This is a genomic window from Methylobacterium sp. 88A, from assembly GCF_000376345.1.
Taxonomy (GTDB): Bacteria; Pseudomonadota; Alphaproteobacteria; order Rhizobiales; family Beijerinckiaceae; genus Methylobacterium; species Methylobacterium bullatum.
This window is the reverse complement of the sequence record NZ_AQVT01000001.1, coordinates 4,458,725-4,477,328: the sequence shown is the minus strand read 5'-3', so window position 1 is coordinate 4,477,328 and position 18,604 is coordinate 4,458,725. Positions and strand designations below refer to the sequence as shown.

Sequence of the window (18,604 nt, the reverse complement as noted above, 5' to 3'; positions counted from 1 at the left end):
CCGAGGACGTCGTTCCCAGTGTGGGCGGGAATGCCCCCGCTGTCACGCCAGGCCGAGTTTCTGGGCGAGGCCGATGCGCTGGAGCTTGCCGGTGGCGCCCTTCGGGATCTCCTCGAGGAAGATGATCTTGGCCGGCACCTTAAAGGGTGCGAGGCGCTCCGAGGCGAAGCCGCGCAGCTCCTTCTCCGACAGGGCGTCGTGGCCCTCGCGCAGGACGATGGCCGCCACCACGTCCTCGCCGAGTTTGTCGTGCGGCATCGCGAAGGTGATGCACTGGGACACGGCCGGGTGATCCATCAGGATCTCGTCCACCTCGCGCGGGGAGATCTTCTCGCCGCCGCGGTTGATGATCTCCTTCAGGCGGCCGGTGATCGAAAGGTAGCCCTCCGGGGTCAGCGTGCCCTGGTCGCCGGTGCGGAACCAGCCCTGCTTGGTGAAGGCTTCGGCATTGGCCTTCTCGTTGTTCTCGTACCCGGTCATCACGTTGTCGCCGCGGATGACGATCTCACCGGTCTCGCCGGCGGGCAGGGGCTCGCCGTCATGGTCGACGATGGCGATCTCGGGGCCGGCGGCGAGGCCCACCGAGCCGGCATAATGTGGCCGGGGCGGCAGCGGGTTCGAGGCCATCTGGTGGGCGGCCTCGGTCATGCCGTAGGCTTCCAGCAGCGGCGCGCCGAACACCTCCTCGATCTCCTTCATCACCTGCGGCGGCATGGAGGAGGAAGAGGAGCGGATGAAGCGCAGCGGGTTGGCGGCGATGACCTCCTTGTTGCGGGCGGCGCGGCCCAGGATCGCCTGATGCATCGTCGGCACCGCCGTGTACCAGGTCGGGCGGACCTCACTCATCCAGCCGAAGAACTTCAGGGCGTTGAAGCCCGGCGTGCAGCAGACCTGCCCGCCCGCCGAGAGCGGCGCCAGGATGCCGGCGATCAGGCCGTGGATGTGGAACAGCGGCATGATGTTGAGGCCGCGATCCTCGGCCGTGAAGGCGAGGGTGGTGCGGATGTTGCGGGCCGAGGCGCAGACGTTCGACTGTTTCAGCGGGACGATCTTCGGACGCGACGTGGTGCCCGACGTGTGGAGAACGAGGCCGATATCGTCGGGATGAGCCGGGCCGCCCTGGCTTGCCGGCGTGGCGTCGGATGCGGAAAAGGCGAGGGTGAAGCTGCCCGCGCCCTGCTCGGGCGTCGGGGTCAGGCGCACCACCGGCACGCCGAGCTTCTCGGCCACCGCCACCGCCGGGCTCTGCGAGCCCTCTGCCGCCACCAGCAGCTTGGCGTTGAGATCGGTCAGGTAGAATTCGAACTCGTCTGCCTTGTAGGCGGGGTTCAGCGGCGCCGAGGTGGTGCCTGCCGCGATGGCGATGAAGGCGGCGGCCATTTCCGGGCCGTTGTCGAGCACGATGGCGACCCGGTCGCCACGGCCGATGCCCTGCGCGTTGAGGGAAGCGATGGTGCTCTCCGTGAGCGCCCGCAGGGCCCCGAAGGTCAGGGGAACGCCGCCAGGGCTCGACAGGGCGGTGGCCTCGTCGGCGCCCGCCTGGATCAGGGCGTGCAGGGTGGTTGCGGTCTCGGCCATGGTAGCTGTGTCCTCATCGTCAGTTGCCTTCGGGGAGGAGAAGGCGGTCCGCCGCATGGGGAGCGGCACATGTTCATGCGGACCGGCGGTCGCGGGCGACCGCCGGGGAAACGGTGGTCAGGCCGTCGCGATGGACAGGCGCCCCTGCGCCCGTTCGAGGCTCTGGGACAGCAGCCGCATCAGGGCATAGACGGTGCCGATATGCGGGGTCGGGGTGTCGGTGAGGCGACCGAGTTCGATGATCGAGCCGACGAGGGCTTCGAGTTCGATCGGCCGCCCGGCCTCCACGTCCTGCAGCATCGAGGTCTTGTGCGCGCCGACCTTCTCGGCCCCGGCGATGCGCCGCTCGATCCCGAGCTTGAAGGTGATGCCGAGCTTGTTCGCGATGGTCTCCGCCTCGCGCATCATGTCAGTGGCGAGCGCCCGCGTCTCCGGGAACTGGCAGATATCCACCAGGGTGGCGTGCGAGAGCGCCGAGATCGGGTTGAAGCTGAGGTTGCCCCAGAGCTTGAGCCAGATCTCCGCGCGGATGTCGCTGGTGACGGGCGCGCGGAAGCCCGCCTTGATCAGGAGCTGCGCCAGGACCTGGACCCGCGGGCTCATGGAGCCGTCGAGTTCGCCGAGACCGAAACGGTGGCCCTCGATCACCTGGACCACGCCGGGTTCGGTGAGGACGGCCGCCGGATAGACCACCGAGCCGATCACATGCTTCGGGTCCAGATACTCCGCGATGAGCCGGCCCGGATCGGCGGTTTCCAGGTGCGTCCCGGCGAGTTCGCCGCCATGGCCACCCGAAAAATACCACCACGGAATGCCGTTCTGCATGGTCACGACGATGGTGTCGGGGCCGATGAGGTGGTGCAGGTCGTCCGCGATCGGCCCGACCTGATGCGCCTTCACGGTGAGGAGCACCACGTCGTGGACGCCGGCCTCCTCCATGGACTTGGTGGCCGTGAGGTTCTTCACGTGGATCTCGGAGCCGTTCTCCTCGATCAGGCGCATGCCGTTGGCGCGGATGGCATCGAGATTGGCCCCGCGTGCGATGAAGGTGACGTCCTCGCCGATATTCGCGAGGCGAACCCCCAGAAATCCGCCGATGGCGCCTGCGCCGACGATCGCGATGCTCATGCTGGTATCCTCATTGTCCGGATGTCGGGTCGGTCTGGTCTGTACGGCTCAGGAGAAGCGGTTCGACAGGATTCCGATCCCCTCGATCTCCACCTCGACGGTGGCGCCTTTCGGGATCGGGCCGGAACCGTTGGAGGTGCCGCAGGCGATGACGTCGCCGGGCTCCAGCGTCATGCCCCGCGAGATCATGGCGACGATCTCGTGCGGGCGGAAGATCATGTCCGAGAGGGGATAGGTCTGGCGCTCGCGCCCGTTCACCCGCACCTTCACCGAGAGCGCCTCGGGGTCGAGATCGGTGGCGATGGCCGGGCCGAAGGGACCGAACCCGTCCAGTCCCTTGGAGCGCGTCCATTGGGCGAAGCTCGGATCGGCCTTCAGGATCTCCAGCGCGGTCACGTCGTTCACGCATGTATAACCGAAGATGTGGCCGGCCGCCTCGTCCGGTGTGAGGTCGCGCGCGCTCCGGCCCGCGACCTTGCCGATGACGATGCCGAGCTCGCCCTCGAACAGGATACGACCGGCGCAATCCGGCACCGCGATCTCGGCGCCGCTCGGGCGATAGGTGTTGGCCGGCTTCAAGAGGAACAGCGGGGCGACGGGCGGGGTCAGCCCCTGCTTCTCGGCCATGGCGGAGAAGTTGTTCCACAGGGCGATGACCTTGCTCGGCCGGCAGGGCAGGTCGAGGACCACCTCGGCGAGGGGCAGGATCTCTCCCGTGGCCCGGGGCGCGTCGAACAGGTCGCCCTCGTGGACAGTGACCTGCTCTCCGTCGAGGCGGCCGAAACCGGCGCGTCCGTCGTGGGTGTATCCGATCCAGCGGGCCATGGTTCAGATGCTCCGGGCAACGATACGGGCACGCCAGGGCTTCAGCAGCACGATGGCGAGGAGGGATGCGAGGATGTTGGCGCCTGCGGCGACGAGGAAGACGCCGTCCCAGCTGTTTGTGGCCTGCTGGAGGTAGTTGGCGACCGGGACCAGGAGCGCGGCGGTGCCCTTGGCGGTGTAGAGCAGGCCGGCATTGGTGGCGGCGAACTTGGTGCCGAACGTGTCCGTGCAGGTGGAGGGGAAGAGGGAGTAGATCTCGCCCCAGGCGAAGAACACGAACCCTGAGAGCAGGACGAACCACAGGGGATCGTGGCCCCAGAGGTAGAGCATGTAGATGCCGAAGCCTTCCATGGCGAAGGCGATGAACATGGTGTTCTCGCGGCCGATCTTGTCGGAGACCCATCCGAAGAAGGGGCGGGTGAGGCCGTTGAGGACGCGGTCGATGGTGGCCGCGAAGGTGATGGCCACCATGGTGATGCCCATGATGGTGACGGGCACCTTGTCGACGCCGATGTCGGAGGCGATGGGCTTGAGGTTGGCGGTGATCATCAGGCCGCCGGCGCCGACGATGACGAACATGAAGTACATGAGCCAGAAGATCGGCTGGCGGGCGACTTCGCCGGGGGTGTAGTTGCGCCGGGTCTGGATGATGTTGGCGTTGGCGACGACCTCCGGGACCTGGCCTTTCTTGGGCGAGGTGAAGAAGAAGGCGAGCGCGCAGACGACGAGGCCCTGGCCGATGCCGAAGTTGAAGAAGGCGGCCTGGAAGCCGTGGTCGGCGATCATCCACTGGATCGGGGCGACGGTCAGGGCGGAGCCGGCGCCGAAGCCGGCGGCGATGATGCCGGCGGCGAGCCCGCGCTTGTCGGGGAACCACTTCAGGGCCGAGCCGACGCAGGTGCCGTAGACGGCGCCGGCGCCGATGCCGGCCACGACCTGGCCGAGATAGAACATGTTGAGCGAGGCGGCGTAGGAGTTGATGACCCAGCCGATGCCGCACAGCGCGCCGCCGAACAGCACGACCACGCGCGGGCCGTACTTGTCCACGAACCAGCCCTCGATCGGGACCAGCCAGGTCTCGAACAGCACGAACAGGGTGAAGGCCCACTGGATCGCCGCCCGGTCGAAGCCGAACTTCTTCTGGATGTCGGGGACGAAGAACGTCCAGCCGTATTGCAGGTTGGCGATCATCACCATGCAGATCACGCCGATCACCAGCTGACCCCAGCGCCCGAAGGGCGGTGCGGACGCCGTGCCCAGGGTCGGTTGGGCGGTCCCGCCCGAACGTGGGGTGGCGGCGCGAACGGTCATGACCGTCTTCCTCGGTGTCTCGTCTGTTGTTTGCCGAGTTCTAGCCGGGAATATTTTGAATTCAAGAAACTTTGCTGGCAATGGCGCCGCAAGCCGAAACAAAAAATTTGGATCACGCGTATAAAAAATTCAAACTCTTGCTGCCGAGGCCTTTAACTTCACACCAGTGCTGCGATGCGGAGTTCCTCACCCGGATCGGTCGGGAATCGTACAATTCCACGGCCTCGGATCGGAACATTTCAGCAATTGTTATCGTTCGGCTTTCGACTTCGCGGTGCCCGGCGCATGCCGCGTCCCGGCCTCCCCACGCGATCATGAGGACCATTTCGATGAGCAGCACCACCGACAAGATCAAGGGTCTCGCCAACGAAGCCGTCGGCAACATCAAGCAGGGCGTCGGCTCGGTCACGGGCAACGAGAAACTGCAGGCCGAAGGCAAGGCGCAGGAGCTCAAGGGCGAGGCCCAGAAGACCGTGGGTGATGCCAAGGACGGGATCAAGGGCGCGGCTCAGAGCGCAGCCGACGCCGTCAAGAAGATCTGACGATCCGGCCCGAAGGCCAGTCCGGAGAGGGAAGTATCCGTCCACTCACCGTTGGACCGACGTCCAGGCGACGTCCGGCCAAGACAAGATCGAAGACCGAACAACGATTCCGGAGCCTAGACCATGGTTCAGGGCCGAGGCCCGGATCGGTGCGACGGCAGGATGGATCGGGCTTACGCCCTTCCATCGGATCGCGAAAGGAGATGTGTCCATGAACAGAGATCATTTCGACGGTAGCGTCCGCAACCTTCAGGGTCGCGGCAAGACGGCTCTCGGCGCGGTGACCGGCCGCGCGCGTCAGCAGGTCGAAGGCGCGTACGATCAGGCCGCCGGCGCAGCGCAATACGCGTATGGCGAAGCGCGCGACACGGTGAACGACCTGCGTCGCGATGGCGAGCGCTTCATCGACGAGGCGAGTGCGCGTGCCCATGCCCTGGCCGACGAGGCAGAGCAGCGTCGCCAAGCGATCGCCGACCGTGGGTATGCGCTCGCTGACGAAGCTCAGCGCCGCGGCCGTCATTACCGGGGTGAAGCCGTGCGGCACGGCCGGGCCGTGGCGGCTCGGGCGGACGAGAACAAGGCCGTCACGCTCGCCCTCGTGGCGGCGGCGGCCTTCGGGCTTGGATGGCTGCTGCGCCCCTCGCGCTGAGTCCGAGATCCGGACACCCTTCTTGTAGAGCCCCATTCGGCCTAGAAGACCACCCTGGCGGCGCGGGGCCGCGAGGGACACGACGACCATGGCGGTGCGGAACTGGTTCGATCTCACGACCGGCGAGATCGCGTCCGCCATGGACCGCTCGATCGCGGTTCTCCCCGTGGCAGCGGTGGAGCAGCATGGACCGCACCTGCCGCTGTCCACCGACGTCACCATCGCCGAGGGCTATCTCGCCCGGCTGGCCGAACTCGATGCGGGCGATCTCGACATCCTGGTCCTGCCGGTCCAGAGTATCGGCAAATCGGACGAGCACGATGCGTTTCCCGGCACGCTGACCCTCACGGCCGAGACGGCCCTGCGGGCGTGGGGCGAGATCGGCCGCAGCCTCCATCGCGCCGGATGCGGCAAGCTCGTCATCGTCACCTCCCATGGTGGCAATAGCGGGCTCATCGATCTCGTGGCGAGCGACCTGCGCAGTCTCGGCATGCTCGCCGTCACCACGGCCTGGAGCCGGTTCGGCTACCCGCCGGGCCTCTTTCCCGACGACGAAATCAGACATGGCATCCATGCCGGCGCCGTCGAGACGGCGCTGATGCTGGCGCTGAAGCCCGATGCGGTGCGCCGTCCGGCCGTCGCCGATTTCGAGCCCCGCACGGTGGCGATGGAGCGAGACTTCACCCATCTGCGCGCCAGCCGCCCGGCGGCCTTCGCCTGGAAGTCGCAGGACCTTCACCCTTCGGGCGCCATCGGCAACGCGACGCTCGGCACGCGCGAGGCCGGCCTCGCGGCCCTCGACCACGGTGCGAGAGCCTTCCTCGAACTTCTGCGCGACGTGGACCGCTTCCGCCTCGATCCGTGAGGCGCCTTCGCGGCGCCTAATCCTCGTCCTCGGTCTCCGGGGTGCGGCCGGGCCAGGTGACGATCTGGTCGAGGAGTTCGTCGGTGGTGAACTCCTCTTCGTTGCCCGAGATCCGGCCGCGCACCGAGATGCCGGCTTCGTGGACGCTGGCCTGGCGGCCTGAGACGAGGGGATGCCATGGATAGAGATCCTGCCCGTCGCGCACGAGGCGATAGGCGCAGGTCGGCGGCAGCCAGGGGATGGTGCGGACCGCCTCCGGCGTCAGGCGGACGCAATCGGGCACCCGTCTCTGGCGGTTGACGTAATCGCGGCAGTTGCAGGCGAGCCCGTCGAGGAGGGTGCAGCCGACATCGGTGTGGTAGACCTCGCCGGTATCGTCATCCTCGAGCTTGAGCAGGCAGCACCGGCCGCAGCCGTCGCACAGGCTCTCCCACTCGGACGACGACATCTCGTCGAGGGTCTTCTCCCGCCAGAACGGCTTCGATGGCTCGGGCGCCATCGCGTCCGGGGCAAGGAGGGGGGATGTGCGGTCCCTCATCGGGAGCACCTTCGGGGTTCGGAACGGGAGGGCGGAGCGCGCAGGCTCCTTGACGCATGTGGGCCTGATCGGCAAGCCGCGCCACCTCCGCGCCCCATTCCCGGATCAAGGTTGACGAAGGGTTATTCTCGCCGACGTCGCGACGTTTTCGCTTTCCGACGCATTATGATGGGACGCCGGCCGTGCCGCCCCCGCGGAAGGGCGGACGATGTGCTTTGCCGGGCCTCGCGAAGACGCGCGGAGCTTGGTAGTGCTTGACCTGCGGCATCGGTGAGCGGTGCCGGCCGTGCGTTGAGGGACAGAGATCACGTCGTGCGCCTGCCCAAAGCCACCTCGCTCCTGACGCGCCTGAAACGCGCCGCCCTCGGCTTCGACGCCTGGGTGAATGCGAGCCTGTACGACAGCGGCCGCTCCACCGCCGAGATCTACGAGCGTTTCCAGCAGCGTATGCAGGTCTTCTCGGTGCGCGGCTGGAAGCGCGTCGCCCTCGACCTCACCAGCGAGGGGGTGACGCTCGGCACCGGCGGCGCCGTGCTGATGCTGGCCCTCGCGCAGCCCGCCTTCAACCTCACCAGCGAGAATTGGCTGAAGCAGCAGGATCTCGCCGTCACCTTCCTCGACCGCTACGGCGTCGAGGTGGGGCGGCGCGGGATCAAGCACGACGACTCGCTGAAACTCGACGACTTTCCCGACAGCATGATCAAGGCGCTGGTCTCCACCGAGGACCGGCGCTTCTACGAGCATTGGGGCATCGACCCGATCGGCACGGCGCGCGCGCTCGTGTCGAACTCGCGCGGCGGCGGCAACACGCAGGGCGGCTCCTCCATCACCCAGCAGCTCGCCAAGAACCTGTTCCTCACCAACGAACGCTCCCTGGAGCGCAAGATCAACGAGGCGTTCCTGGCGCTGTGGCTCGAGAGCCATCTCAGCAAGAACGAGATTCTCAAGCTCTATCTCGACCGTGCCTATATGGGCGGCGGCACCTTCGGGGCGGTCGCGGCGGCCGATTACTATTTCGGCAAGCCGCTGAAGGACGTGAGCCTCGCCGAAGCCGCGATGCTGGCCGGCCTGTTCAAGGCACCGACGAAATACGCGCCGCATGTGAACCTGCCGGCGGCCCGCGCCCGCGCCGTGGACGTGCTGCACAACATGGTGGAAGCCGGCTTCGTCACCGAAGGCCAGATCCAGACGGCATTGCGCAACCCGGCGACGCCGGTGACCCGCACCCGCGACATCACCGCCGATTACTACCTCGACTGGGCCTTCGGCGAGATCAAGGGCATGGCGGATTCCGGCAAGCTGCGCGGCGACCGCGTGCTGATCGTGAAGACCCCCCTCGATATCGGTATCCAGAAACGTGCCGACCAGGCGGTGGAGAACATCCTGCGCCAGTACGGCGACCAGTACGACGTGGATGAGGCCGCCATGGTCATCCTCGATCCTGACGGGGCGCTGCGCGCCATGGTCGGCGGGGCCGATTACGGCGAGAGCCAGTTCAACCGGGCCACCGATTCCCTGCGCCAGCCGGGCTCCTCGTTCAAACCCTACGTGTATGCGGCGGGCCTCGCCGCCGGCCTTTACCGACCCGACACCCGGGTGGTGGACCGGCCGATCTGCCTCGGGAACTGGTGCCCGCAGAATTATGGCCGCTCGTTCTCCGGCGCCACCAACCTCACCGTGGCGGTGGCGAAATCCATCAATACGATCCCGATCCAGATCTCCATCGCGTTGGGCAAGGCCATTGGCATCAAGGGCGACTTCCCCGCCGCCAAGGCCGGGCGCGCCAAGATCATCGACATGGCCCATCGCATGGGCATCACCACCCCGCTCACCGATTCCGTTTCGCTTCCCATCGGCTCGGCGGAGGTGAACGTCATCGATCAGGCGGCGGCCTATGCGGTGTTCGCCAATGGCGGCCGCAAAGCCAAGCCCTATGCGGCCATGGAGGTGAAGAACTCCTCGGGCGAAGTGATCTACCGCCATGCCGACGAGAAGCCCGAGCAGATCCTCTCGCCCCAGGTCGTGGCCGACATGAACTTCATGTTGAACAAGGTGGTGGAGGAGGGGACCGGCCGTCGCGCGCAGCTCGACGGCATCAAGGTCGCGGGCAAATCCGGGACGACCAACGCCTACAAGGACGCCTGGTTCGTGGCCTATACCGGCAATTACGTGGGCGCCGTCTGGTTCGGAAACGACGATTCCACCTCCACCAACAAGATGACCGGCGGTTCGCTTCCCGCCATGGCCTGGCACGACGTGATGGAGACGGCCCACCAGGGCATCGAGTTGAAGGCGATGCCGGGCCTCAAGGAGAACACCCGTCCGATGGCGCAGGCGGGGTCGTCCTCGCCGCCCAACGCGGCCGCCAGCGCGGCCGGCAAGCTCTCGCGGCGCTCGTTCGAGGTCATCGGCAGCATGAACGGCCTGTTCCGCACCGTGGAGGCGGGGACGCCCGCCGGCGCCCGCGCCGCCGCTGGGGAGACCACGGGCGCCGTCGCCGATGGCGCCCGCCCGGTCGGCCGCATCGGCATTCCGTAGCGACGGTGTCCACACGGCCCCAGGATGTCAGCCGCCGCATGAGCACCACAGATCACCCTGCCCGGTCCGGCGCGATGCCCGGCATCGCGGGCGTCGCCGGCCGGGGAAGCCGGGTCTTTCGCGCCGTCCTGAGTCGGACCTCGCGCGTCGGGCTCGTCTTCTACACCCTCGCCCTCGGCGCGGGCTTGGGGTTGGCGACGGCGGATTACGCCACGCGGGGCGGCTATCCGTTCGGCGGAGTTTCGGTGGGGAGCTGGATCGCGTGGCCGCGCACGGGCTCCCTCGGCGCTGACCCCTATGCCCGCGCGGTGAATGCCCGGCGCGGTGAGATTCCCCTGGCGGTGGGAGAGGGGCTGCTTCTCACCGCCTCCCAGGACGACGAGGGCCGCGCCCTCAATGCGACCTGCACCTACCGGATCGCCGGCGCGACGCCTCCCGCCAGGGCCTGGACCATCACCGTCGCCGGGCGCGGCAAGCGTGACCCCGAGCGGACGGTGCTGCGCGAGGGCTTCACCTCCACGGAGGTTCTGCGCGACGTGGACGGGCGCTTCTCCATCGTGCTCGCTTCGGACGTCCAGCCCGGCAACTGGCTGCCCATGCCGCGCGCCGCCGGGCCGGTGCGGCTCGCGCTCCGTCTCTACGACACGCCGGTGGCGGCCAGCGCCGGCACGGTGGAGCGGTCTGCGGTTCCCACGATCTCCCGCACGGAATGCGCGGAATGAACCCGACCGGGCGTTTCCTCCTCGCGACCCTCGCCGGGCTCGTCCTGGCAGGGCTGGTCCACATCGCCGTGGTGCTGGCGATCCCGAGCCTGTCGGAATCCGACGCCCTGACGAAGGCGCGCACCAGCGAGGCCCTGGACCACGCGATGCCGGTCTATACGCTCTCCACCGGCATCAACCCGGCCCCCACCGAGGCGTGGCTGCCGATCCCCGATCCCTCGGTCGCGGTGGGTATATGCGCCTACAACCTCGCCGATGGCCCGATGCGGGTCTCCGCCCGGACCGGCGCGCTGATGCTGTCCCTGGCCGTCCATGGGCGGCGGGGAGCCTTCTACGCCGTTACCGACCAAGCGGCGGTGCGCGGCGCCCTGGACCTCGTGATCCTCACCCGCGCCCAATACGACGAGGCCCTGGCCAACGAGGACGAGAACGACGTGAGCCGCGACGTGCGCATCGTCGCCACAGAACGGGAGGGTTTCGTGGTGGTGCGCGTGGTCGCGGCCCTTCCGAGCCAGCGGCAGGCGGCGAACGAGGCGGTCCAGGCCGTCTCCTGCACCATCGACAGTCCCACCGAGGACGCCGCGAAATCCGGCGGCTGACGGCCGACCGACGCCCTGTCCGGGCGGGCGGACCGTCTCAGTATTTCGCGACGATGGGTCGGGCGGCCTGGGGGGCGGGTGCCTCCACCAATCCGCAGCGCGCTTCGGCCGCCGCCGGGAGCAGCGGGTCGAGCATCACCCGGCGCCCGTCGAGACCGGCGAGACTGCGCTCGACCGATACGGCCTCGACCGAGGGGACCTCCACGAGGAGATGCTGCAGGGCGTAGCGGTAACGCTCCGCGCGAACCCCCGTCTCCAGCCGGACCCAGGCCACGAGGCAGCGGTTCTCGGCTACCCGCATGGCGGCCTGCCGGATGCTCTCGTCGTCGAGGCTCTTCACGAAGGGCAGGCTGCGCAGGCGCAGGGTATCGGCATTCGCCACCCGCGCCGCCGTGGCCACGAAGAGCGGGATCAGGCGCGCATCCGCCGTGATGTCGTCCGCCAGTCGGCGATAGCGCGAGACGGGCGAGCGAAAGGGTTCCGCGACCAGGGCGGCATGATAGCTGGTGACGTCGTCCTCGCGCCAGCTCGGCGGCAGCACGCGGGTGCGCGTGAGGTTGGCCAGGGCGTCGGTGAAGGTCTCGCTCTCGGCCGCCGGCATCAGGAAGCGCCAGGCCCGGTCGCGCAGGGTGCGCTCGTCGTCGGTGAGGGAAAAATCCGAGGCCGGCTCGTTGCGGTATTGCGCGGCCAAGGTGCCGGTGGTCGCCACGAGGCTGTTCCAGGCGCTCGGGGCCGGGCGGCCGAAATCGCCTTTCTGGGCGCAGCCGCCCATCAGCAGCATCGCGGCAGCGGATGCGGTCTTGATCAAGCGCCCAGTGGGGGGGACGGGGTGGGACGCCGGCATCGCACTTCCTCGGGTTGACGGTGCCTGCTCGGGCCTCACGGTGACCGGAGGCGTGGGGTGTCAGGAGTGCCGGCGCTGCCGGGGAGCGGACATCGCCGGTTCGGGCATGCGCTCGTAGCGGACGCCGGTGAACAGCAGGATCTCGCCGCGCGTGGCTCTGTCGTTCTCGTCATCCCGGCGGAACCGGCGACCGGAGCCCTGGCGGAACGCCACGACGCTGGCCGTATGCAGCGGCAGCGAACGGTCTCCCAGACCGCCCGACGGCTCACCGGGGTGTGTTTTGGCACTCTGGGACTTGCGGTCAGGCGTCATCGCTGGCGATCCCATCGATCCTCGATACGCACCACCCGAACCCGTCGGAAACGTCCCCTCGAACTCTCCCGGGGCGGATCCCGTCGAATTCTCAATCGATCGTGATGCAGAGCGGAGAGCATCACGAGGTGGTTAATGAAAAGTTTCCGCTCTCCATCGAATCGCGGGAGAGAGCCGGGCGGTGGCGGCAGGGACCGAATCTCCGTGGCAATATCGCCGCAGCCGCGACAACCGTCGGAACTGAAGCCACGGAATCTGCTCTGGCTTGCAACTTGCTTTGAATTTTACTGCCCATGGCGGGCGTTTCCTCCCTTGCACTCGGCCCCGCTCCGAAATGAGCGGGGCCTTTTTGTCGAGGGATCTCGAAAAACTGTGACCGGGGCGCCACGCCCATGGTTCCGCTCATATCCAGCCGGAACCGGGACGGTGTCCCGCGCGCTTGCTAAGCCATGGCTGCGCCCGATATGCCGCCACACTCCGATCCGAGCGAAGGACAACGCAGAATGCGCGTGGCGACCACACGATCCTCCAGCCCCTCGAAGGGCCGGTCCCTGGCCCTGAAGGCTGCACCCTTCGCCCTTCTGCTTCTGGCCGCCGGCCCGGCCCAGGCCCAGCGCGAAGACCAGGGCCTGCAACTCGGCTGCGCCAACGATTATTTCCGCCTCTGTGCCGGCGTCGATCCCAACAGCAACGAGGCCGAGAAGTGCATGGAGCGCAACCGTCCCCGCCTGTCGGCCGAATGCCGCAACGCCATCGGCGATTACGACCGTCGCAGCGGTGGCAAGTCCCGGTAAGGGCAGGCCCGGTCCCGACATCTCCCGGCAAGAAGCCTGTCGACGGAAGCCAGGCCATCGAATAGGCCTGCGACTCCGGTGGAAGACCGGGGGGGCGGCCCCCCCGACCTTCGACCATGCTCGATCGTGAATGAGGCTCGTGCGCCATGGCCCTGACCGTCGCGGTTCAGATGGACCCGATCCAGGCGATCAGGATCGCCGGTGACACCACCTTCGCTCTGCTCTTGGAAGCGCAGGCGCGGGGACACGATCTCCTGTTCTATACGCCGGACCGGCTCTCCATGCAGGGTCAGGTGGTGACGGCGCGGGTCGAGCCCCTCCGGGTCCAGGACGTGGAGGGCGCCCACGCGACCCTCGGGGCCATGCAGCGTGTCGATCTCGCCGATGTGGATGTGGTCCTGATGCGCCAGGACCCGCCCTTCGACATGGCCTACATCACCGCGACCCACATGCTGGAGCGGATCCATCCGCGGACCCTGGTGGTGAACAACCCGGCTGAGGTGCGCAACGCGCCCGAGAAGCTGTTCGTCCTCGACTTCCCGCAGCTGATGCCGCCGACTCTGATCACCCGCGACAAGGCGGAGATCGAGGCGTTCCGCGCCGAGCACGGCGCCATCGTCATGAAGCCCCTGCACGGGCATGGCGGCGCGGCGGTGTTCCGGGTGTTGCCGGAGGACGCCAATTTCGGCTCGATGTTCGACCTGTTTTCGGTGACGTTCCGCGAGCCATGGGTGGTCCAGCGTTTCCTGCCGAAGATCACCGAGGGCGACAAGCGCATCATCCTGGTGGACGGCGAGCCCCTGGGCGCCATCAACCGCGTGCCGGCCCTCAACGACATCCGCTCCAACATGGTGCGCGGTGGCGCCGCCTCCGCCTCCGATCTCACCGAGCGCGAGCGGGACATCTGCGCCACGATCGGGCCGGAGCTTCGCCGGCGCGGTCTCATCCTCGTCGGCATCGACGTGATCGACGGCAACCTCACCGAGATTAACGTCACCTCTCCCACCGGCATCCGCGCGATCAAGCGGCTCGGTGGACCGGATCTCGCGGTCTCGGTCTGGGATGCGATCGAAGGGCGGCTCTCCGTCTCGGTTTGACCGGATTAAGCCGCCTTTAAGAGCGGCAGCCTAACGATTGGGGACGGTTTCAAGCCCTCCGGCCCGGTCGATGCACCCCATCACGCAAAGCCATTCTTCCGGCCGGTTCTCCGGTACCGGCCGGTGAGTGGCCGCGCCCTGCCCATACGGCTCGCCCGGATGTTCCTGGTCGGCGGCATCGCGACCCTGCTCTATGCCTGCCTGAGCATAGTGGGGACGACGGTGGTCGGGCTTCCGCTTCCCCTGGCCTCGCCCCTTTCCTACGGCCTCGCCTCGCTCTGGTCCTATGCCGGTCATCGCTGGCTGACCTTCGGCGACAAACGGCCGGCGCCTCGCGCGGCGTTGCGGTTTTTCCTTCTGACGATGGCCGGCTACGGCGCGGCCGCAGCAATCCCCGCCATCGTCGGCGGGATCTTCGAGGGGCCTTCCTGGCTCTCGATCCTCGCCGTCTGTACCGGGATTCCGGCAGCGAATTACATGATTCTGAGCCGGCACATCTTTTCCGAGATGCCACAGGATCCTCGACAGCCGGTAGGGCATACGGGATGAGATCCGATCCGGCCTCCATCCCGGTCTCGACGCAGTCCCCCGGCGCGGTGTCACGACCGTTCGTGCCGGGGGCGTGGGGAGCCTCGTCGATCCTCGTCTTTCTGGTCGTGGTCCTCCTGCTTTCCACGCGCGCCGGTCAGTTGCTCAACGATCCCGACAGCCAGTGGCACATGGCCATCGGCCGCTGGATCATCGCACATCGCACCGTGCCCTGGACGGACCTGTTCTCCCACACCTTTGCCGGATCGCCCTGGATCGCGAAGGAATGGGCCTCGCAGTCGCTGTTTTATGGGGCCTATGCGGTCGCTGGCTGGTGGGGCGTCTGCATGCTCACCATCCTGGTCGTTGCCGGCTCGCTGGCCGGCCTGCACCTGTGGCTGCAACGCCGTGTTTCCGCCACCGCGGCGCTGTTGGCGATCACGGCCGTGTTCGTGGTCCTCGCGCCGCACCTGCTCGCACGCCCGCACATCCTCACGGTGCCGGTCCTCCTCGTCTGGATGACGGGCCTCGTGGCGGCACTGGAGCGGGGGAGGGCGCCGTCGTTCTGGCTCATCCCGGTGATGGTGGCCTGGGCCAATCTACACGGAAGCTACCCGATCGGCCTCGTCATCGCCGGTATCCTCGCAGGCGAGGGCGTGCTCTCCGGCTCCCGCTCCGAATGGATCGGCAGGGCTTTGCGATGGGCACGCTTCCTCGCCCTCGCCACGGTCGCATCCTGCCTGACGCCCTATGGCTACGTGCCGTTTCTCGTGAATCTCGGCCTGTTCAACAGTGGCGAATCCCTGCCCTTCATCGACGAATGGCAACCCCTCGGACTGAACGGCGTGGGCATCGTCGCCGTCGCGATGTTCATCGGCAGTATCGTGGTGCTGCTGACAGCCCCCCGAAAAACCCTGTTCCGGCTCGGCGTGGTCACGCTCCTCGGGGTGATGATGATCCGCCACGCGCGCTTCGCGGACCTGTTCGTCCTGGCAGCGCCGATCCTCGTGGCGGGGCCTGCCATGGCGCGATTCCCTGCGCTGCGTGGCGCTCCGACCATCGCCGCCTCACGGGGGCTCGGCCTCATTATCCTGGCCTGTACCGTCGCGGCGATCACGGTGGCGGCCCTGGTCTCGCCGCGTCCCAGCGAAGCGATGACGCCACAGGCCGCACTCGACGCGGCGCGCGCACGGCGCCTCACCGGCCCGGTCTACAACGACTACGATTTCGGCGGTTTCCTGATCCGCTCCGGCGTGCCGACCTTCATCGACGGGCGCAGCGATCAGCTCTTCCTCGGCGGCTTCATGAACGGCCTCGACCGGGCGCTCGCCGCATCGGAGCCCGACCGCTTCGCCGCCCTGCTGGCGCGTTATCGCGTCACCTGGGCCCTCGTGCGGAGGGAAGGGCGAAGCGCCGATCAGCTGCGCCGCCTGGAGGGCTGGCGCCTCCTCCATGAGGACGAGACCGCTGCGGTGTATCATCAGGCCGGCGACGCGCCCGCCGCGCGGTAACAGCCCGTATGTCCCCGGCCGAAGCGGATGCCGGCCGGGATCCGCCTCGGACGCAGCGGCCTCGTCGCTTCAGCCCTTCGAGGCGTGGACCGCCAGTTCCGGCTTGTGGTTCAGGGTCTGGAACACGACGCAATAGCGCTCGGTCAGCTTCAAGAGCTGGTCGAGCTTCTCCTGCGGCGCATCGGTGTCGAGGGCGAAGTTCAGGCGGATCGCGCGAAAGCCCACCGGCGCTTCCTTGTCGACGCCCAGCGTGCCGCGGAAGTCGAGGTCGCCTTCGGCGCTGACAGTTCCGGCGCGCAGCTCGATCTCGAGGGCGGTCGCCACCGCTTTCATCGTGACCCCGGCGCAGGCGACCAGCGCCTCGAGCAGCATGTCGCCCGAGCAGAGTTCGAGCCCCGACCCGCCGGTGGCCGGGTGAAGTCCGGCGACGGCGAGCGCCCGGCCGGTCTCGACCTTGCAAGCGATGGAGCTGTCGTCCAGCGTGCCCTTGGCTTTCAGCGTGATGACGGCGGATTCCGGCGCGCTGCGGTACTGGTCTTTCAGCGGGGCCTGGAGCGAGCGCAGGGTGGTGGCGTCCATCGGGTGTATCCTCGATCGTCTTGGTGCGATTGTGATCTTTTTCTTTGCTTGGGCATCTAACCTGGGATGGAGGCAGACGCCAGAGAAGCCCTCACCACCATTGCGCCGCCTCGGTGGGCGCCGCCGCCTGGGCCGGCTTCAGCGAGCGGTCCAGGGCGGCGAGGATGCGCCGGGTGGCGGCCTCGCTATGCGGCGAGGCCGGATCGCGCGGGCGGGCCAGCGCCAGGGGGATGGCATCGTCCAGGCGGCCGGGCTTGGGGCGCATCACCACCGCCCGGTCGGCCAGCGCCACCGCCTCTCCCACATCGTGGGTGACGATGAGGATCGTCGGCTTCGTCTCCTGCCAGAGGGCGAGGAGATGGCCGTGCAGGTCCTTTCGGGTGAAGGCGTCCAGCGCCGAGAACGGTTCGTCGAGGAGGAGCACGCTCGGGTTCGCCACGAAGGCACGGGCGATGGACACGCGCTGCTGCTGCCCGCCCGAGAGTTCCCTCGGCCAGCGGCGGGCATGTTCGCCGAGCCCGACCATCTCCAGGGCATGGGCGACGCGAGCCCTGCGCTCGGCCTTGGGGAGATGGCTCAGTCCGAAGCCCACATTGTCGGCGACATCGAGCCAGGGCAGCAGGCGGGGCTCTTGGAAGACGAGGCCGACTCCTGGATGCGGCGCTGCGATCGTCTCCCCGTCGAGGGCGATGCTGCCCTCGCTCGCCCGGTCGAGCCCGGCGACGAGCCGTAGCAAGGTGGTCTTGCCACAGCCCGATCCGCCGATGAGCGCCACGATCTCGCCCTGTGGCACGGCGAGGTCGATGCGCTCCAGCGCCCGCGTGCCGTCGGAATAGGTCTTGGACAGGCTATCGAGGGTGAGCATCGCGGGGCGCCAGCCTTCTTCGAACCGGTGAGGGGACCTACAACGTCTCCCGCGCCGTGTCCTGCCAGCGCGTGAGAGGCCGGGTCACGGCGACGAGAACGGTATCGGCGAGCTTGCCGAGGATGGCGAAGGCGATGATCGCGGCAAGGATCTGGTCGGCCTTGCTGAATTGCTGCCCGTCGATGAGGAGGTAGCCGAGCCCTTCGGAGGCTCCCATCAGCTCGGCGGCGACCACGAACAGGAAGCCGAGGCCGAGGCCTGTGCGGAGCGCAGTGAGGGTCGCCGGAAGCACGGCGGGGAGCAGGATGCGCCGTGCGAGCTGCAGGGTCGAGAGCCGGAAGATGCGGCCCACCTCGATCAGCTTGCGGTCGACGGAGGCGATGGCCCCCGCTACCCCGATATAGACCGGGAAGAACACCCCCACCGCGATCAGCGCCACCTTCGGCGTCTCGAGGATGCCGAGCCAGAGGATGAACAGCGGAACCCAGGCCAGGGACGGCACGGCGCGCAACGCCTGGAGCGTCGGATCGAGGATATGGCGGGCGATGGGAAGCGCGCCGGTGAGGGCACCCGCAGCGATGCCGGCCACCGCGCCGAAGGCGAAGCCGAGGGCGACGCGCACCAGCGTCGCCTGAACGTGCATCCAGAGGTCGCCGGATGCGGCGAGATCGTAGAGGGTCACCGCGATCCGGCTCGGCGGGGGCATCAGCCGCCCCTGGGCGAGGCCGGTATGGACGGCGGTTTCCCAGCCGATCACCAGGGCGAGGGGCAGGATTAGG

The 18,604-nt window shown here is 68.0% G+C and carries 20 protein-coding genes; 10 read left to right on the top strand and 10 right to left on the bottom strand.

Features of this window, described 5'->3' with window-relative positions; translation table 11 throughout:
- Nucleotides 1–42 precede the first annotated feature (42 nt).
- The 4 genes from A3OM_RS0121335 to oxlT form a co-directional block, all read right to left on the bottom strand.
- A complete protein-coding gene (locus A3OM_RS0121335) occupies nt 43–1,578 on the bottom strand; it encodes an acyl--CoA ligase (RefSeq protein WP_018045826.1) in 1,536 nt (511 codons plus the stop codon).
- A 117-nt stretch (nt 1,579–1,695) separates the two neighbouring features.
- Nucleotides 1,696–2,706: a 2-dehydropantoate 2-reductase gene (locus tag A3OM_RS0121330; RefSeq protein WP_018045825.1), complete on the bottom strand. Its 1,011-nt coding sequence runs from the start codon at nt 2,704–2,706 to the stop codon at nt 1,696–1,698.
- A gap of 48 nt (nt 2,707–2,754) precedes the next feature.
- Nucleotides 2,755–3,531, bottom strand: a complete 777-nt coding sequence (locus tag A3OM_RS0121325) for a fumarylacetoacetate hydrolase family protein (protein WP_018045824.1) — start codon at nt 3,529–3,531, stop codon at nt 2,755–2,757.
- Between the two features lie 3 nt (nt 3,532–3,534).
- Entirely contained in the window at nt 3,535–4,842 is a 1,308-nt protein-coding gene (oxlT, locus tag A3OM_RS0121320; RefSeq protein ID WP_018045823.1) for an oxalate/formate MFS antiporter, read from the bottom strand.
- Nucleotides 4,843–5,171: 329 nt separating this feature from the next.
- Between oxlT and A3OM_RS0121315 the strand changes: the two genes are divergently transcribed.
- The 3 genes from A3OM_RS0121315 (at nt 5,172) to A3OM_RS0121305 (ending at nt 6,898) form a co-directional block, all read left to right on the top strand.
- Nucleotides 5,172–5,384 carry a CsbD family protein gene (locus A3OM_RS0121315; protein ID WP_018045822.1) on the top strand — a complete coding sequence of 71 codons (213 nt, stop codon included), beginning with the start codon at nt 5,172–5,174 and terminating at the stop codon, nt 5,382–5,384.
- A 211-nt stretch (nt 5,385–5,595) separates the two neighbouring features.
- The gene (locus tag A3OM_RS0121310) at nt 5,596–6,033 is read left to right on the top strand and encodes a CsbD family protein (RefSeq protein WP_018045821.1); all 438 of its coding nucleotides are present in this window, start codon (nt 5,596–5,598) and stop codon (nt 6,031–6,033) included.
- An 88-nt stretch (nt 6,034–6,121) separates the two neighbouring features.
- Complete coding sequence (locus A3OM_RS0121305) at nt 6,122–6,898, top strand: creatininase family protein (protein ID WP_018045820.1); 777 nt, start codon at nt 6,122–6,124, stop codon at nt 6,896–6,898.
- Between the two features lie 16 nt (nt 6,899–6,914).
- Here the strand turns inward: A3OM_RS0121305 and A3OM_RS0121300 are convergent, their stop codons facing one another.
- Entirely contained in the window at nt 6,915–7,436 is a 522-nt protein-coding gene (locus A3OM_RS0121300) for a YcgN family cysteine cluster protein (RefSeq protein ID WP_156462902.1), read from the bottom strand.
- 312 nt (nt 7,437–7,748) lie between these two features.
- Between A3OM_RS0121300 and A3OM_RS0121295 the strand changes: the two genes are divergently transcribed.
- From A3OM_RS0121295 to A3OM_RS0121285, 3 genes are all read left to right on the top strand, one after another.
- Nucleotides 7,749–9,974, top strand: a complete 2,226-nt coding sequence (locus tag A3OM_RS0121295; RefSeq protein ID WP_018045818.1) for a PBP1A family penicillin-binding protein — start codon at nt 7,749–7,751, stop codon at nt 9,972–9,974.
- Between the two features lie 74 nt (nt 9,975–10,048).
- Nucleotides 10,049–10,696, top strand: coding sequence for a DUF1214 domain-containing protein (locus A3OM_RS0121290; RefSeq protein WP_018045817.1), 648 nt, complete (start codon nt 10,049–10,051; stop codon nt 10,694–10,696).
- A complete protein-coding gene (locus A3OM_RS0121285; protein WP_026176270.1) occupies nt 10,693–11,295 on the top strand; it encodes a hypothetical protein in 603 nt (200 codons plus the stop codon). The genes A3OM_RS0121290 and A3OM_RS0121285 overlap by 4 nt, the downstream gene beginning before the upstream one ends.
- A gap of 37 nt (nt 11,296–11,332) precedes the next feature.
- On the opposite strand, the gene A3OM_RS0121280 is transcribed toward A3OM_RS0121285, so the two are convergent.
- Nucleotides 11,333–12,076: a hypothetical protein gene (locus A3OM_RS0121280; protein WP_051074440.1), complete on the bottom strand. Its 744-nt coding sequence runs from the start codon at nt 12,074–12,076 to the stop codon at nt 11,333–11,335.
- 123 nt (nt 12,077–12,199) lie between these two features.
- A complete protein-coding gene (locus A3OM_RS24500) occupies nt 12,200–12,451 on the bottom strand; it encodes a hypothetical protein (RefSeq protein ID WP_018045814.1) in 252 nt (83 codons plus the stop codon).
- 503 nt (nt 12,452–12,954) lie between these two features.
- On the opposite strand from A3OM_RS24500, the gene A3OM_RS0121270 reads away from it, so the two are divergent.
- The 4 genes from A3OM_RS0121270 to A3OM_RS0121255 all read left to right on the top strand — a co-directional run bounded on the left by A3OM_RS0121270 (nt 12,955) and on the right by A3OM_RS0121255 (nt 16,381).
- A complete protein-coding gene (locus tag A3OM_RS0121270) occupies nt 12,955–13,245 on the top strand; it encodes a hypothetical protein (RefSeq protein WP_018045813.1) in 291 nt (96 codons plus the stop codon).
- A gap of 146 nt (nt 13,246–13,391) precedes the next feature.
- Nucleotides 13,392–14,342 (top strand): glutathione synthase, encoded by a 951-nt coding sequence (gene gshB / locus A3OM_RS0121265; RefSeq protein ID WP_018045812.1) that lies wholly within the window; start codon nt 13,392–13,394, stop codon nt 14,340–14,342.
- 123 nt (nt 14,343–14,465) lie between these two features.
- Nucleotides 14,466–14,891, top strand: coding sequence for a GtrA family protein (locus tag A3OM_RS0121260; protein ID WP_043764374.1), 426 nt, complete (start codon nt 14,466–14,468; stop codon nt 14,889–14,891).
- Entirely contained in the window at nt 14,888–16,381 is a 1,494-nt protein-coding gene (locus A3OM_RS0121255) for a hypothetical protein (RefSeq protein ID WP_018045810.1), read from the top strand. The genes A3OM_RS0121260 and A3OM_RS0121255 overlap by 4 nt, the downstream gene beginning before the upstream one ends.
- Before the next feature lie 69 nt (nt 16,382–16,450).
- Here the strand turns inward: A3OM_RS0121255 and A3OM_RS0121250 are convergent, their stop codons facing one another.
- The 3 genes from A3OM_RS0121250 to A3OM_RS0121240 form a co-directional block, all read right to left on the bottom strand.
- Nucleotides 16,451–16,960, bottom strand: coding sequence for an OsmC family protein (locus A3OM_RS0121250; RefSeq protein WP_018045809.1), 510 nt, complete (start codon nt 16,958–16,960; stop codon nt 16,451–16,453).
- A 91-nt stretch (nt 16,961–17,051) separates the two neighbouring features.
- Nucleotides 17,052–17,825 carry an ABC transporter ATP-binding protein gene (locus A3OM_RS0121245; protein ID WP_018045808.1) on the bottom strand — a complete coding sequence of 258 codons (774 nt, stop codon included), beginning with the start codon at nt 17,823–17,825 and terminating at the stop codon, nt 17,052–17,054.
- A gap of 37 nt (nt 17,826–17,862) precedes the next feature.
- A complete protein-coding gene (locus tag A3OM_RS0121240) occupies nt 17,863–18,600 on the bottom strand; it encodes an ABC transporter permease (protein WP_157196577.1) in 738 nt (245 codons plus the stop codon).
- Nucleotides 18,601–18,604 lie beyond the last annotated feature (4 nt).